The sequence below is a fragment of the Streptomyces sp. NPDC019443 genome, assembly GCF_044389785.1.
Classification (GTDB): Bacteria; Actinomycetota; Actinomycetes; order Streptomycetales; family Streptomycetaceae; genus Streptomyces.
This window is the reverse complement of sequence record NZ_JBIRYJ010000014.1, coordinates 75,174-89,576: the sequence shown is the minus strand read 5'-3', so window position 1 is coordinate 89,576 and position 14,403 is coordinate 75,174. Positions and strand designations below refer to the sequence as shown.

Here is a 14,403-nt window from a genome sequence, read left to right as displayed (position 1 = left end):
CATGGTGACCGCGGAAGAGGCCTGATGAAGGGAAGTCCTCCGCCTGAGCAGCGCCATAACAAGAGAATCACATCGGCTCGTCCCCTCTGCTCGCTTCGGTGGACGCCATCTAGAGTCACGCCAGCCGCCGCGCCAGCGGACCGATCTTCGGCCCTGACAACGCGGTCGGCGCCTCGAAGGGGAAAGGACCGATCGTGCGCAACCGTTCTCTCATAGCTGTCACCGCCGCGCTCGCCGCCGGAGCACTCTCGCTCACGGCGTGCGGCTCCCGTGACGCAGGCAAGGCCGACGACGCCTCCGGCGGCGGCTCCACAGTCGTCACCATCGGTTTCGACGCGCCGTTGACCGGGGAGCTGTCCGCTCTCGGCCTCGGCATGAAGAACTCGGTCGACCTCGCCATCAACCAGGCCAACAAGAACAAGGAAGTGCCGGGCGTCACCTTCAAGATCGAGGCTCTCGACGACCAGGCACAGCCCTCCTCCGGCCAGCAGAACGCCACCAAGCTCGTCGCCGACAAGAGCGTCCTCGGAGTCGTGGGCCCGCTGAACTCCTCCGTGGCCCAGTCCATGCAGAAGGTCTTCGACGCCGCCCAGGTTCCCGAGGTCTCGGTGAACACCAACCCCGCCCTCACCCAGGGCGACAAGTGGAACACGGGCGAGAAGGCCCGGCCGTTCAAGACGTACTTCCGGACCGCGACCACGGACGCCATCCAGGGCCCGTTCGCCGCCGAGTACCTGTACAACACGGCCAAGAAGAAGAAGGTCTTCGTCGTCGACGACAAGAAGACCTACGGCGCCGGCCTGGCCGCGACCTTCTCCGCCCACTTCAAGAAGCTCGGCGGCGCGGTCGTCGGCACCGAGCACGTCAACCCGGAGACCAAGGACTTCGGCTCCGTGGCCACCAAGATCAAGAGCTCGGGGGCGGACGTCGTCTACTACGGCGGTGAGTACCCGGTAGCCGGCCCGCTCAGCGCGCAGGTCAAGAAGTCGGGCGCCGCGATCCCGCTCATCGGCGGCGACGCGATCTACAGCGACGAGTACCTCAAGCTCACCGGCGCCCGCGGCGACGGCGATATGGCCACGTCCGTCGGCGCGCCCGTCGAGGACCTGCCCTCCGCCAAGAAGTTCATCGCGGACTACAAGGCGGCCGGGTACAAGGAGGCGTACGGAGCCTACGGTGGCTTCTCCTATGACTCGGCCTGGGCGATCATCCAGGCGGTGAAGGCGGTGGCAAAGGACGGCAAGCTGCCCTCCGACGCCCGCGCCAAGGTCACCGAGGCCGTGCAGAAGGTCTCCTTCGACGGCGTCATGGGCAAGGTCTCCTTCGACGAATACGGGGACGCCACCAACAAGCAGCTCACCGTCTACAAGGTCACGGGCGGTGCCTGGCGGGCGGAGACCACCGGCACGTTCGGAGGCTGACCGACGGGTCGCACGGCGGTACGAGGGCCGGGCTGCTCCCTTCTGTACGGAGGGAGCAGCCCGGCCCCGTCGCTGCTCTGTCCTTGCCACTGGGCGTCCGAGCCACGGGGTGCCGGCGGCTGGGGGCGATCCGGGCGTGGGCGCGGGCCGTCGTGGTGCATCGCCTTGCGCTGGGAGGGGCGGAGCGGATAGGTCACCGGATCTGTCACGGAGGCGGAGAACCGTGGTGTGATGGCGCCGTGGGCCGCGCTGCTGAAGAGTCCAACCGCCGCATGCTCCGGGCACGGGATGCGATGGACCGCGGCTACGCGCAGCCGCTGGACGTCCCGGCGCTGGCCCGGGTCGCCCATGTGTCGCAGGCGCACTTCACGCGTACCTTCCGGGCCACGTTCGGCGAGACGCCGCACCGCTACCTGCAGCGCCGCCGTGTCGAGCGGGCGATGTTCCTGCTGCGGGAGACCGACCGCAGTGTGACGGACATCTGCTTCGAGGTCGGCTTCGGCAGTCCGGGAACCTTCAGCCGTACGTTCCGCGACATCGTCGGCCGGTCACCGAGGACGTACCGCAAGGAGGCGGTGGCCACGGGCGTACCGACGTGCTTCACGATGGCGTGGACGCGGCCGAGCGCCTGACCGTCCGCACTGCCCGTACCGTCCGTCGTCTGAGCAGTTTCGGATAAGTTTTCGTCCGGCTTGCCCGGTAGCGTGATGCACATGTTCACCGCAATCACGCACTCGCAGATCTACGTCCTCGACCAGGACGAGGCCCTCGACTTCTACGTCGGCAAGCTTGGCCTGGAGGTCAACGCCGACGTCGACCTGGGCTTCATGCGCTGGCTGACCGTGAGCGTTCCCGGCCGCCCGGAGCGCCAGATCCTGCTGGAGAAGCCGGGCGGTCCGGCGATGTCCGAGGAGACGGCGCAGCAGGTCCGCGAGCTGGTGACCAAGGGCGTGATGGGTGGCCATCTCATCTTCAGCACGGACGACTGCCGCAAGACGTACGAGACGCTGCTGGGCCGGGGCGTGGAGTTCACCCAGGAACCCACCGATCGTCCGTACGGAACCGACTGCGGCCTGCGCGACCCCTTCGGCAACAGCATCCGCTTCACCCAGCCGAAGGCCTGAGGACTGTCCGACGGGTTACGAGCGGAGCCGGAGCCGCATCGGGTCTCGCCACGGGATGCCGGTCCGCCGGCGGAAGAGAATGCCGTTGACGACCGAACGGTGATCCCTCCAACGCCCGCCCTGTCCGACGTTCTGCGGCAGGAGCTGAACTTGTCCGTCGACCTGTCGGCGAACGTTCTGGCAAGTTCCAGCCGATCCTTCGACATGATGTGCACCGCGAACTTCCGGCATGCGGTGAATGAGGGGGAGGAGCGGGAGGACCGTCCGATGTTCACAGTCAGCGAAGGAGGAGCTGCGCTGTAGGAGGACAGTGAGGTGACCAGCAGTCCACAGGGTTCACCGGTGTCCGTCGCCGTCGTCACTACGGCGACGCCTGAGACGAGTCGGGACATGGCCTCCTGGAAGGTTGTGAAGGACGATGAAGCGGTGCTGTCGGCGCGCGTCATCCTCATTGTTGCGCCACTACCGCTGACGGTGTATGCCGCAGCATTGAGAGAACGCGATGGGCATGCCGGAAGTCGTTCTCGGTATGGACCTGGGAGAGCAGGATGGTCCTGATTCCGAGGGGCCAGATAGCGCGCGAGGTACTCGGCGACTCTTTCGTAGCTGCCCACCAGCAGCGGCGCCGCGGCCTTGGCGCTGCGGTAGAGGCCGGTCCAGTAGACGCCGTCGTAAAGGTCACCGTCCGTGGCCAGGACGGCCATCCGCCGGCTCCAGTCGGACTCGGAGTTCCGTCTGAGACCCGTCTCGATGTACGCCGCTCTGTCCCCGGGATACAGGGACCGTGCGGAGTCCCACGCCTCCTCATCCGTAGGCCAGGCCAACAACCCGAATCTGACGCCGAGTTCAAGGCCCCGGTCGCTGCACTCGGTGAAGTCCTTGGTGAACATGTCCACCGGTTCGGGATGGGTCACCGAGACGCCACCCACCTGGAGCGCGACGCCCCGGCCGCTGGCTGAGGAGCCGGCGACAAGGACTCGTGGAAGGTACGCGCCGTCGACGCGGGAGAAGATCTGCAGTCTGCGATACCGGTAGTAGCGGCCCTCATGGTCCAAGGGCTCGCTGGAGCGCAGCAGTCGGTTGACCACGCTCAGGTACTCGCGAGCACGGTCGTAGCGGTCGTCGTGGGGAGTGGTGTCGCCCACCTGGTCCAGCTCCCCCTTGGACGAGCCAATAATCAGGTTGAGGTCGAGACGGCGGCCGTACAGTTCCGTGAGGCTGTGGATCGCCTTTGCCGCGGAGAACGGCGGTGTGGCGTAAGGCTGGACGGCTACGAGGGGAACGAGCCGCGAGGTCTGCTGCAACATCACCGCCGCCATGTTCGCGCTGGTGCCCGACGGTCTCCGACGTCGTGGTGCCACACCCGCGGGGAGGGCATCGACCGGTCGCGGCGCGTGTGTACCGACTATCGTGCAACCGTGACCGGTTCTGCGCAGCGTCCACTACTCTTCCTCGATGTCGACGGACCACTGATTCCGTTCGGGGCGACGCCGAAACAGCATCCGGACGGGTATCCGACGTATCAGACGAGCGGCGAGCGATGGGGGGCCGTCGCGAATCCGCTGCTGGCCAGGATCAATCCCGAGCACGGGCCTCGATTGGCGGCGCTGCCGTGCGATCTGGTGTGGGCCACGACATGGATGTCCGACGCGAACGAGTGCATCGCCCCGCGGATCGGCCTGCCGGAGCTGCCCGTGGTGATCTGGCCGGAGTCGTCCGACGAGGATGAGCGGGGCGGTCTCCATTGGAAGACCCGCGCTCTCCTCGGCTGGGCAGACGGACGCTCATTCGCCTGGGTCGACGATGAGATCTCCGAAGCCGATCGGGCCTGGATAGCCGCACACCACCAAGAACGGGCCCTTCTTCATCGAGTCGACCCCCGCCAAGGCCTCACAGACACGGACTTCGCCGCTCTCGACGAGTGGCTGCGAGCGCGCTAGCCACGGTCCGGAGCCGGTCCGCGTGCTCTGGCCCGAGGGCGTGAGGCGAGACCGACGCTCCCGCGCCCGGGAGGGGTGGAACCGGATACCCGCGCGCGGGCCGTGCCGAGACAGCCTTGACGATCTGCTGTCAGTGGCGTGCCGGACCGCCGCGGGGACCGCCGCCTCAGGCCGTACGACGCAGCAGTGCCAGATACATCGCGTCCGTGCCGTGCAGATGCGGCCACAGCTGTACATCGGGACCGTCGCCCAGCGCAGGCACGCCCGGCATCAGAGGCCTCGCGTCCACCCACTCGGCCTCGGCGGCCGGGCCGCCGCGTCCCTTCAGCACGTCCTCGACGACCACCCGGGTCTCGGCGAGATGCGGCGAGCAGGTCGCGTAGCCGACCACTCCCCCGATCCGTACGGCCGTCAACGCCTCGCGCAGCAACGCGCGTTGGAGCGGCGCGAAGCCTTCCAGGTCCTCGGGACGCCGCCGCCAGCGGGCCTCCGGACGCCGTCGTAGCGCGCCGAGGCCCGAGCACGGGACATCGACGAGCACACGGTCGAAGGAACCCGGCCGCCACGGCGGACGCGTGCCGTCCGCGGCGATGACCTGGTACGGGCCGGGGTTGCCCGCCAGCGCCCGCTCGACCAGCCGGGCGCGGTGCGGCTGCTTCTCGGAGGCCAGCAGGGACGCGCCCCGGCCCGCGGCGAGCGCGGCCAGCAGCGCGGCCTTGCCGCCGGGGCCTGCGCAGCCGTCGAGCCACCGCTCGTCGGGGCCGTCCAGCGGCGCGTCGGCCAGCGCGATCGCGACGAGCTGACTGCCCTCGTCCTGGACGCCGGCCCGCCCCTCCCGTACGGCTTCGATGGCGCCGGGCTCGCCGCCCTCGGCCAGCCGCACGGCATACGGCGACCAGCGCCCGGGCAGCCCGGACTCCTCGCCCACCGCATCGAGCAGTTCAGCGGCCGTGGAGCGGCCCGGCCGGGCGACGAGCGTCACCTCGGGCCGCTCGTTGTCGGCCTCCAGCAGGTCCTCGATCCCGGCGCGCCCGCCGCCCAGCGAGTCCCACAGCGCGGAGACAACCCACCGCGGATGCGAGTGCACGACGGCCAGATGGTCCTCGGCGTCCTCGTCGTACGGCGGAGCGACCCGCTCCAGCCAGGCGTCCAGGTCGTCCTGCGCGATCTTGCGCAGGACGGCGTTGACGAACTTCGCCCGCCCGTCGCCGAGCACCACCCGCGCCAGCTCCACGCTCGCCGACACCGCGGCGTGGGACGGGATCCGCGTCCCGAGCAACTGGTGCGCACCGAGCGCCAGCACATCGAGCACCGGCGGGTCGACCTCGCGCAGCGGCCGGTCGATGCACGTCGCGATGATCGCGTCGTACGTGCCCTGGCGGCGCAGCGTCCCGTACACCAGCTCGGTGGCGAGCGCCGCGTCGCGGCCGTCGAAGTCGTCCTTCTCGCGGGCCTTCTTCAGCAGGGGCGGCAGTACGAGATTGGCGTACGCGTCCCTCTCGTCGACGGCCCGCAGCGCCTCGAAGGCCAGGATCCGCACGGGATCCTTCTTGGGGCGGCGGTACGGCTTGGGGGGACGGCGACGTGCCTGCTCGTTCAAAGGTGCTCCGCTGTTGCTGTGTCTTCCCGGGGACACCCCCGGACCCGGCCGGAGGGCAGGCCCGCGGGGCCGGCCGGCCCGGTATCGCGAGGTGAACCTCAGTGAAAGGGTCGAACCCTCTCAGCCTACGTCCGTGCCGCCCACCCGCTCGCCCGGGGCGATGCGCACCCCGCGCGCCCAGTCGGCGGCGCGCATCGGCTTCTTGCCCTGCGGCTGGACCCAGAGCAGCTCGACGGCGTGCGATCCGGTTCCGACGTAGACGTTGTTCTTTCCGACGGAGAGCTCGCCGGGCGCGAGGCCCGTACGGTCGGGCAGCAGCGCCGCCTGGATCAGCTTGAGCCGTTCCCCTCGGAAGACCGTCCACGCGCCCGGCGCGGGGGTGCAGCCGCGGACGACGCGGTCGACGCGGAGTGCCGGAGCCTTCCAGTCCACATGCGCGTCCTCAACGGTGATCTTCGGCGCGAGCGAGACGCCCTCGGCCGGCTGCGGCACGGCCTTCAGGGTGCCGTCCTCGATACCGTCCATGGTCGCGACAAGCAGTCCGGAGCCGGCGAAGGCAAGCCGGGTGAGCAGGTCACCGCTGGTGTCGGTGGGCCGTACATGCTCGGTGATCACGCCGTACACCGGACCTGAGTCGAGGCCTTCCTCGATCTGGAAGGTCGCGGCGCCCGTCATCTCGTCCCCGGCGAGGATGGCGTGCTGGACCGGTGCGGCGCCGCGCCAGGCTGGCAGCAGCGAGAAGTGCAGATTGACCCAGCCGTGCCGGGGCACGTCCAGGGCCACCTTGGGCAGCAGCGCGCCGTAGGCGACGACCGGGCAGCAGTCGGGCGCGATCTCGCGCAGCCGCGACAGAAAGTCCTCGTCCCGCGGCTTGGCCGGCTTGAGCACCTCGATCCCGGCTTCCTCGGCGCGCTGGGCGACCGGGCTGGCCACCAGGTGGCGGCCGCGTCCGGCGGGTGCGTCGGGCCGGGTGACGACGGCGGCGACTTCATGCCGGTCGGAGGCGATCAGTGCGTCCAGGGAGGGTACGGCGACCTCGGGGGTGCCTGCGAAGACGAGCTTCATCGGTGGCTGACTGCCTCTCAGGCTGGTATGTGCAGATAGCTGGTGGTGCGTACGGTGACGAGCAGCGCACCAGTCTATGGGCCCGGGGTCAGGGGGCGTACGGAGGACCGTGCGCCCCGCGCATATGTGCATACGCCCCCGAAGCGTGACCACATCGCCAGGTAGAGCGTTGGTCAAGAGAGATTGACCGAAACGGGCCGCCCCGGATGCGGCCCGACCCCTTTTCAACGCCGGTTCGAGAGGCTTGTCAATGGCCGACCACGCAACCCACGACGCTCAAGCCCGAGCAAGCCTGCATCTGTTGGTGCGGGACATCGAGCGGGTCCGCCGGCAGGTGGACGCATTGCGCACGCTCACCGCCCAGCTGGGAAATGTCTACCGCCCGCGCCGATCCGGCCCGTCCACGGGCTTCGTCGTCTACGGCAGGGCCCCGGCCCCGACCGTCCGTCTTGCGCAGGAGCTGCGGGACAGCGTCGAGACACTGGTGACCGCGGCGGTGGACTTCGACCGCTCGCTGGGCTTCTCGTGGGACGCGGTGGGCTCGGCGCTCGGGGTGACCAAGCAGGCGGTCCACCGCCGTTACGGCGCGCGACGGGCCACGCAGCAGACGGGCCCGGCGGACATGGACCATGCCGCGGACCCGGCACCGACCCGCACCGTGCCGATGGGCTCGGGCCTGCCGGCCGTCCCCGCCGCCCGCGCGATGCCGCCGCAGCCGGCGGTCACCGCCCAATCCCTCCGCGAGGAAGCCCGCCCGAGCGCCTTCCCCGGCCCGCGCAACGGCTGACCTGCCCCTGGCTGCCCCTGCCCTTGACGGGTGGGGGCAGTCGTCCGCTGTACGGGGGGGCGGGGCGACAGCGCAACGTGCGGCCCGGCCCTGTCCCCATCCCCTAAGCGTCCCGTCAGCATCCCCTCAGCCGATGTCCGGCGGGTCGATCCTGATCCGTACCGGCTCGGTGCCCCCGCGGGCCAGCCGGGCCGCCTGTGCCGACTTCAGCGCGGCCGCCAGCGCCGCTCCGCTGCCTGGCGGCACCCTCAGCAGGGCCCGCTCCCACACCTCGCCCACCGGGGGGTCACCCGGCCGCCGTGGTCTGCCCGGATCGGTGGCCCGCAGCGGCACCGGGCCCAACAGCTCCGCGTCGCCGGGCAGTTCGGCCGACGCCACAAACGCGGCTATCGCCTCCGCAGGGCCCGACACCGACGCCATCCGGGAGACCGGCGGGAACCCCAGCTGCGCCCGCTCGCCCAACTCGCGCTGCGCGTGCCCGACCGGGTCCCAGCGCACCAGCGCCTGGACCGACCGCAGTGTCGGCTCGGCGACGATCACCACCGTGCCGCCCTCGCCCTGCCCGCGCACCAGCGATGCGGCGTCCATCCAGCGCCGCAGCGCGTCCTCGCCCGCCCGCAGGTCGGGCCGCCCCACCATCGCCCAGCCGTCGAGCAGCAGCGCCGCCGCGTATCCACCGTCGGCGACGGGCTCCGCGCCCGGCGTGCTCACCACCAGCGCGGGCCGCCCCGGCACGGTGTCCAGCACATGGTCGCGGCCCGATGTGCGCACCTGGACCGCTGGGAAGGCCCGGCCGAGCTCCTCCGCCGTACGCCGCGCGCCCACGATCTGGGCGCGCAGTCTCGTACTCCCGCACGCGACGCAGTGCCAGTCCACCGCACCGCGCCCGCACCACCCACAGGTCAGATCCCTTTGGTCGGGCGCCTCCAGCGGCCCGGAACAGTGCCGACACCGCGCGGGCGTGCGGCACCGCTCGCACGCGAGTCTGGGCACATAGCCCCGCCTGGGCACCTGTACCAGCACCGGTCCACTCTTCAGCCCGTCGCGGACGGTCTGCCAGGCCAGACTCGGCAGCCGCGCCGCCCGCGCCGCCTCGTCTCGCGCCAGCTCCCCGTCCCCGATCGTACGCACCAGGGGCGCGGCGCTGCGTACCTGCTCACGGTCGGCGATCAGCGGCAGGGCCCAGCCGCTCTCCACCAGCTGGGCCGCCTCCACCGTGCAGCTCGTGCTCCCCAGCAGGAAGCCGCACTTGTCGTGCGTGGCCCGCAGCTCGAGGACTTCGCGCACATGCGGGAACGGTGCGTTCTCATCGCTGTGGCTGGAGTCGCCGTCGTCCCAGACGGCGACCAGCCCGAGATCCTGTACGGGAGCGAACATCGCGGCCCTCGTCCCAACGACGGCCCGCACCGACCCGCGCCGCACGGCGAGCCACTGCCGGTACCGCTTTTCGGGCCCGGACTCGGCGGTCAGCACCGCATGCCGGCCCTCCCCCAGCAGCGCGGTGAGCGCGGCATCGACCCGCGCCGCACGCCGCCCGTCCGGGACGACGACCAGCGCACCCCGCCCCGAGGCGAGCGTCGCCGCGACGGCCCGCGCCAGTTCGTCCGGCCACTGCGGTCCGGGCAGCGCGGTCCACACGGCCCGCGGCGCACCCCCGGTCGCGAGCGCCTCCACAAACGCCGCCCCGCGGCCGTACCGCCCCCAGCTCCCGGCGTCCGGCGCGGCGGGCGGCGGCAGCGGCTCCGGCGAGGGCTTCGACTCGGCACGGCCGTTCCTGGGCGGGATGGCGAGCTGCAGCACATCCGCCAGGCTGCCGGCATACCGATCGGCGACCGCGCGCGCGAGGGCCAGCATCTCCGGGCTGAGCACCGGCTCGGGCGAGACGACATAGGCGAGCGCGGCGAGCGCTCCCCCGTAGTCCGTCTCGGCACGCCGCTCGATGAGAAACCCGTCGATCAGGCCGCCCCCTTCTCGCCGCCCTTCCCGCACCCGGTGCCCCCCGGCCCCGAACCGCACCCGCACCCGCACCCCGGGCTGCGCGTCCGCGTCCAGCTCCTCGGGCACGGCGTAGTCGAAATACTGGTCGAGATGGAGCACGCCCTTGTTGACCATCACCCGCGCGACGGGCAGCTCCTTGGCCAGCGCGGCCCCTCGCCAGGTCCGCGGCTTGGCCTTCGGGACCTTGGCCTTGCGGACGGCCTCGCGGATGAGAGCAAGCTGCTCCGGCCCACCGGCGGCGGGCTTCTCGGGCTGCTTGTCGTCGCTGCTCACAGCCAAATTCCTACCAGACGCCACTGACAGCACGGCGGCCCCGGACCTTGCCGGTCCGGGGCCGCCGTGCGCGTGCAGTGCTTACAGACCCACAGCCTTGCGCAGCGCGTCCACGCGGTCCGTGCGCTCCCACGTGAAGTCCGGCAGCTCGCGGCCGAAGTGGCCGTACGCCGCCGTCTGCGCGTAGATCGGCCGCAGCAGATCCAGGTCGCGGATGATGGCCGCCGGGCGCAGGTCGAAGACCTCTCCGATGGCCTGCTCGATCTTGTCCACGTCGATCGTGGCGGTACCGAAGGTCTCGACGAAGAGGCCGACCGGCTCGGCCTTGCCGATCGCGTAGGCGACCTGGACCTCGCAGCGCGCCGCGAGGCCGGCGGCCACGACGTTCTTCGCGACCCAGCGCATCGCGTACGCCGCCGAGCGGTCCACCTTGGACGGGTCCTTGCCGGAGAACGCGCCGCCGCCGTGGCGGGCCATGCCGCCGTAGGTGTCGATGATGATCTTGCGGCCGGTGAGGCCGGCGTCGCCCATCGGGCCGCCGATCTCGAACCGTCCGGTCGGGTTGACCAGCAGACGGTAGCCGTCGGTGTCCAGCTTGATGCCGTCGTCCACCAGCTGCTTCAGCACGTGCTCGACGACGAACTCGCGGATGTCGGGAGCGAGCAGCGAGTCCAGGTCGATGTCCGAGGCGTGCTGCGAGGAGACCACGACGGTGTCGAGGCGGACGGCCTTGTCGCCGTCGTACTCGATGGTGACCTGGGTCTTGCCGTCGGGACGCAGGTAGGGGATGGTCCCGTTCTTGCGGACCTCGGAGAGGCGGCGGGAGAGCCGGTGCGCCAGGTGGATCGGCAGCGGCATCAGCTCGGGTGTCTCGTCGGTGGCGTAGCCGAACATCAGGCCCTGGTCGCCGGCGCCCTGCTTGTCGAGCTCGTCGCCTTCTTCACCTGTGGCGGACCCCTCGACGCGCTTCTCGTACGCGGTGTCGACGCCCTGCGCGATGTCCGGCGACTGCGCGCCGATGGAGACCGAGACGCCGCAGGAAGCGCCGTCGAAGCCCTTCTTCGAGGAGTCGTAGCCGATCTCGAGGACCTTGTTGCGAACGAGCGTGGGGATGTCCGCGTACGCCTTGGTGGTCACCTCGCCGGCGACGTGCACCAGGCCGGTGGTGATCAAGGTCTCCACGGCGACCCGGGAGGTCGGGTCCTCCCGCAGAAGGGCGTCGAGGATCGTGTCGCTGATCTGGTCAGCGATCTTGTCGGGGTGACCCTCGGTCACAGACTCCGAGGTGAACAGACGACGGGACACAATGCTCCCTGGGGTTGCAGCGGCTGCTGGCTGATCATTGGCGGACCGGCCGGGGGCTGCGCCTCGCGACGGTCCATGAGCAGTTTATCCGTCACCCTCCGCCGCCGGTCCACCCGTCTCGCTCCGTGGGAGCTCTACGACCAGGACTGCGGTCCGGTACGGCAGGGCGATAGACCCCGATCCTAGGGTGATACGTCGGATTTCACGTGATTTCGACCACTCGTCGCGGCGAAACCAAGAATTCACCCAAGCCGTGGGACCAACAGGTCCCAGACGATGTCGGCGAGGGACTCCTTGGGCCCGTACGGCACCGGAGTCTCGTCGCCGTCCGCGGCGAGCACCACCGCTTCGTTCGTCTCGGAGCCGAACGTCTTGCGCTCCCCCACCTCGTTGACGACGAGAAGGTCACAGCCCTTGCGGCGCAGCTTTTCGCGGCCGTTGGCGAGTACGTCGTCCGTCTCGGCGGCGAAGCCGACGATCACCTGGGCGGGGCGGGCCCGCTCGGCGGAGATCTCGGCGAGGATGTCGGGATTGCGGACCAGCGCGATGGGCGCGGGCTCCTGACCGTCCTTCTTCTTGATCTTTCCTGCGGCGTACGCGGCGGGGCGGAAGTCCGCGACGGCCGCGGCCATCACCACCGCGTCGGCTTCCGCCGCGGCCTTGAGCACGGCCTCGCGCAGCTGGACCGCCGTGCCGACGTGGACGACGTCGACGCCCGCCGGGTCCGGCAGTCCGGTGTTGGCCTCGATGAGCGTGACGCGGGCGCCGCGGGCCGCGGCGGTGCGGGCCAGGGCGTATCCCTGCTTGCCGGAGGAGCGGTTCCCGAGGTAGCGCACCGGGTCCAAGGGCTCGCGCGTGCCGCCCGCGCTGACGACCACATGGCGGCCCGCGAGGTCCGGGGCGGCCACGCCGCGGGCGAGTACCCGGCGGCAGACCTCGAAGATCTCGTCCGGCTCGGGCAGCCGCCCCTTGCCGGTGTCTACGCCGGTGAGCCGGCCGACGGCGGGCTCGATGACGACGGCCCCGCGGCGGCGCAGGGTCGCGACGTTCTCCTGGGTGGCGGGGTGCTCCCACATCTCGGTGTGCATCGCGGGCGCGAAGACCACCGGACAGCGGGCGGTGAGGAGTGTGTTGGTCAGCAGGTCGTCGGCGAGGCCGTGGGCCGCCTTGGCGAGCATGTCGGCGGTGGCCGGCGCGACGACGACCAGATCGGCGCCCTGCCCGATCCGTACGTGCGGAACTTCGTGGACGTCGGACCAGACCTCGGTCGAGACGGCGTGTCCGGAGAGCGCCGACCAGGTCGCGGCGCCGACGAAGTGCAGCGCGGACTCGGTGGGCACGACGCGAACGTCATGGTCCGACTCCGTCAGCCTCCGCAGCAGCTCGCACGCCTTGTACGCGGCGATGCCTCCGCTGACCCCCAGAACGACCTTCGGCTTGTCCACTGCTGCGTCTCCCCGCACTCGGATGCGTACTTCCCCATGACACACCACAGGCCCGGCAGTCGCGCCGCCAGGCCTGTGGTGAAGAACGCAAAACGCTGAAGAACGTAAATCGCTACTGAGCCGGGCCCTCGATGGCCTCCGAGGTCAGCAGACCCGCGTTGATCTCCCGCAGGGCGATCGAGAGCGGCTTCTCGTGGACGTGGGTGTCCACAAGCGGCCCGACGTACTCGAGCAGACCCTCACCGAGCTGCGAGTAGTACGCATTGATCTGACGCGCGCGCTTGGCCGCGTAGATCACGAGGCTGTACTTCGAGTCAGTCGCCTCGAGCAGCTCGTCGATCGGCGGGTTGATGATGCCCTCGGGCGCAGTGATGGAAGAGGACACGCTCTAGCCTTCCGAAGAAACTTCAGGGAAAAACAGAAAAAGATCAAACAACTTGCATCAAGGCTAGCAGCTCACGTGCTACGTCCTCGACGGAGGTGTTGACCAGGGTCGTATCGAACTCCGACTCGGCCGCCAGCTCCACCTTGGCAGCCTCCAGCCGGCGCTCGATGACCTCGGGCGGCTCGGTGCCGCGGCCGGTGAGACGGCGCACCAGCTCCTCCCAGCTCGGCGGGGCCAGGAAGACCAGCAGCGCCTCCGGCATGGACTCCTTGACCTGCCGGGCGCCCTGGAGGTCGATCTCCAGCAGGACGGGCTCGCCCGCCTCCAGGTGATCGAGGACCGCGCGGCGCGGCGTGCCGTAGCGGTGGCCCGCGAACTCCGCCCATTCCAGCAGCTCGCCATTGGCGATCAGCTTGTCGAATTCCTCGTCGTTGACGAAGAAGTACTCAACGCCGTGACGCTCGCCGGGGCGCGGCTTTCTTGTAGTGGCCGACACCGAGAGCCATACCTCGGGGTGGACCTTGCGCATATGGGCGACGACCGTGCTCTTGCCGACCCCGGAGGGGCCGGAGAGCACGGTCAGCCGCGGACGTACCTCTGCTGCCATGCAGCGATTATCCAGGTTCTCGGGAGTGCCCGAGAACGTCAGGCGGCGCCGCCGCCGAACTCGCGCTCGAGAGACGCGATCTGGTTCGAGCCGAGACCGCGCACGCGACGGCTCTCGGAGATGCCGAGCCTCTCCATGATCTGCTTGGCGCGGACCTTGCCCACGCCCGGCAGGGACTCAAGGAGAGCGGAGACCTTCATCTTGCCGATGACGTCGTTCTCCTGGCCCTGCTTGATGACCTCGTGGAGCGAGGCGCCGGAGTGCTTGAGTCGATTTTTGACCTCGGCCCGCTCCCGGCGAGCCGCGGCGGCCTTTTCGAGCGCGGCTGCGCGCTGTTCAGGGGTAAGGGGCGGAAGAGCCACGCCTACGTCACCTCGGATGTCGAACTGTCGGATACGGACCGGTGAGGAACCTAGTCGCCCCTCACCAGGCGAGCAACGAGCAACGCAGTGC

At 70.2% G+C, this 14,403-nt stretch carries 13 protein-coding genes and 2 pseudogenes; 5 read left to right on the top strand and 10 right to left on the bottom strand.

The annotated features are described in order from the left end of the window. Window positions 1–194 precede the first annotated feature (194 nt). The 3 genes from ACH492_RS31675 to ACH492_RS31665 all read left to right on the top strand — a co-directional run bounded on the left by ACH492_RS31675 (window position 195) and on the right by ACH492_RS31665 (window position 2,545). On the top strand, window positions 195–1,421 hold the full coding sequence (locus tag ACH492_RS31675) for a branched-chain amino acid ABC transporter substrate-binding protein (RefSeq protein ID WP_398991523.1): 1,227 nt from the start codon (window positions 195–197) through the stop codon (window positions 1,419–1,421). A 239-nt stretch (window positions 1,422–1,660) separates the two neighbouring features. Further along, a complete protein-coding gene (locus ACH492_RS31670) occupies window positions 1,661–2,053 on the top strand; it encodes a helix-turn-helix domain-containing protein (RefSeq protein ID WP_398991521.1) in 393 nt (130 codons plus the stop codon). Window positions 2,054–2,134: 81 nt separating this feature from the next. Continuing rightward, complete coding sequence (locus tag ACH492_RS31665) at window positions 2,135–2,545, top strand: VOC family protein (protein ID WP_398991520.1); 411 nt, start codon at window positions 2,135–2,137, stop codon at window positions 2,543–2,545. Window positions 2,546–2,587: 42 nt separating this feature from the next. Here the strand turns inward: ACH492_RS31665 and ACH492_RS31660 are convergent. Both ACH492_RS31660 and ACH492_RS31655 read right to left on the bottom strand, forming a co-directional pair. Beyond that, window positions 2,588–2,686 (bottom strand): annotated as a pseudogene (locus ACH492_RS31660) (IS5/IS1182 family transposase); the annotation flags it as partial. 41 nt (window positions 2,687–2,727) lie between these two features. Beyond that, window positions 2,728–3,864 (bottom strand): annotated as a pseudogene (locus ACH492_RS31655) (LLM class flavin-dependent oxidoreductase); the annotation flags it as partial. A gap of 99 nt (window positions 3,865–3,963) precedes the next feature. Between ACH492_RS31655 and ACH492_RS31650 the strand changes: the two are divergent. After that, complete coding sequence (locus ACH492_RS31650) at window positions 3,964–4,485, top strand: HAD domain-containing protein (RefSeq protein WP_398991518.1); 522 nt, start codon at window positions 3,964–3,966, stop codon at window positions 4,483–4,485. A gap of 166 nt (window positions 4,486–4,651) precedes the next feature. On the opposite strand, the gene ACH492_RS31645 is transcribed toward ACH492_RS31650, so the two are convergent. Continuing rightward, window positions 4,652–6,085 carry an RsmB/NOP family class I SAM-dependent RNA methyltransferase gene (locus ACH492_RS31645; protein ID WP_398991516.1) on the bottom strand — a complete coding sequence of 478 codons (1,434 nt, stop codon included), beginning with the start codon at window positions 6,083–6,085 and terminating at the stop codon, window positions 4,652–4,654. Window positions 6,086–6,205: 120 nt separating this feature from the next. Then, complete coding sequence (gene fmt / locus ACH492_RS31640; RefSeq protein WP_398991515.1) at window positions 6,206–7,150, bottom strand: methionyl-tRNA formyltransferase; 945 nt, start codon at window positions 7,148–7,150, stop codon at window positions 6,206–6,208. Between the two features lie 250 nt (window positions 7,151–7,400). Here fmt and ACH492_RS31635 point away from each other — a divergent pair, with 250 nt between their 5' ends. Beyond that, window positions 7,401–7,937, top strand: a complete 537-nt coding sequence (locus tag ACH492_RS31635) for a hypothetical protein (RefSeq protein WP_398991513.1) — start codon at window positions 7,401–7,403, stop codon at window positions 7,935–7,937. 126 nt (window positions 7,938–8,063) lie between these two features. Here the strand turns inward: ACH492_RS31635 and ACH492_RS31630 are convergent, their stop codons facing one another. The 6 genes from ACH492_RS31630 to ACH492_RS31605 all read right to left on the bottom strand — a co-directional run bounded on the left by ACH492_RS31630 (window position 8,064) and on the right by ACH492_RS31605 (window position 14,312). Next, window positions 8,064–10,208: a primosomal protein N' gene (locus ACH492_RS31630; RefSeq protein ID WP_398991512.1), complete on the bottom strand. Its 2,145-nt coding sequence runs from the start codon at window positions 10,206–10,208 to the stop codon at window positions 8,064–8,066. Window positions 10,209–10,289: 81 nt separating this feature from the next. Then, window positions 10,290–11,513: a methionine adenosyltransferase gene (gene metK / locus ACH492_RS31625; protein ID WP_398991510.1), complete on the bottom strand. Its 1,224-nt coding sequence runs from the start codon at window positions 11,511–11,513 to the stop codon at window positions 10,290–10,292. A 242-nt stretch (window positions 11,514–11,755) separates the two neighbouring features. Further along, complete coding sequence (gene coaBC, locus ACH492_RS31620; RefSeq protein ID WP_398991508.1) at window positions 11,756–12,958, bottom strand: bifunctional phosphopantothenoylcysteine decarboxylase/phosphopantothenate--cysteine ligase CoaBC; 1,203 nt, start codon at window positions 12,956–12,958, stop codon at window positions 11,756–11,758. Between the two features lie 112 nt (window positions 12,959–13,070). Then, window positions 13,071–13,343, bottom strand: a complete 273-nt coding sequence (gene rpoZ / locus ACH492_RS31615) for a DNA-directed RNA polymerase subunit omega (protein WP_005319902.1) — start codon at window positions 13,341–13,343, stop codon at window positions 13,071–13,073. A gap of 43 nt (window positions 13,344–13,386) precedes the next feature. After that, a complete protein-coding gene (gene gmk / locus ACH492_RS31610) occupies window positions 13,387–13,950 on the bottom strand; it encodes a guanylate kinase (protein WP_398991506.1) in 564 nt (187 codons plus the stop codon). Between the two features lie 38 nt (window positions 13,951–13,988). Continuing rightward, window positions 13,989–14,312 carry an integration host factor gene (locus ACH492_RS31605; protein WP_005319887.1) on the bottom strand — a complete coding sequence of 108 codons (324 nt, stop codon included), beginning with the start codon at window positions 14,310–14,312 and terminating at the stop codon, window positions 13,989–13,991. Window positions 14,313–14,403 lie beyond the last annotated feature (91 nt).

Bases quoted from the DNA above. Each gene is read 5' to 3' on its own strand.
- ACH492_RS31665 (WP_398991520.1), top strand. From the start codon at position 2,135: ATGTTCACCGCAATCACGCACTCGCAGATCTACGTCCTCGACCAGGAC.
- fmt (WP_398991515.1), bottom strand. From the start codon at position 7,150: ATGAAGCTCGTCTTCGCAGGCACCCCCGAGGTCGCCGTACCCTCCCTG.
- ACH492_RS31635 (WP_398991513.1), top strand. From the start codon at position 7,401: ATGGCCGACCACGCAACCCACGACGCTCAAGCCCGAGCAAGCCTGCAT.
- gmk (WP_398991506.1), bottom strand. From the start codon at position 13,950: ATGGCAGCAGAGGTACGTCCGCGGCTGACCGTGCTCTCCGGCCCCTCC.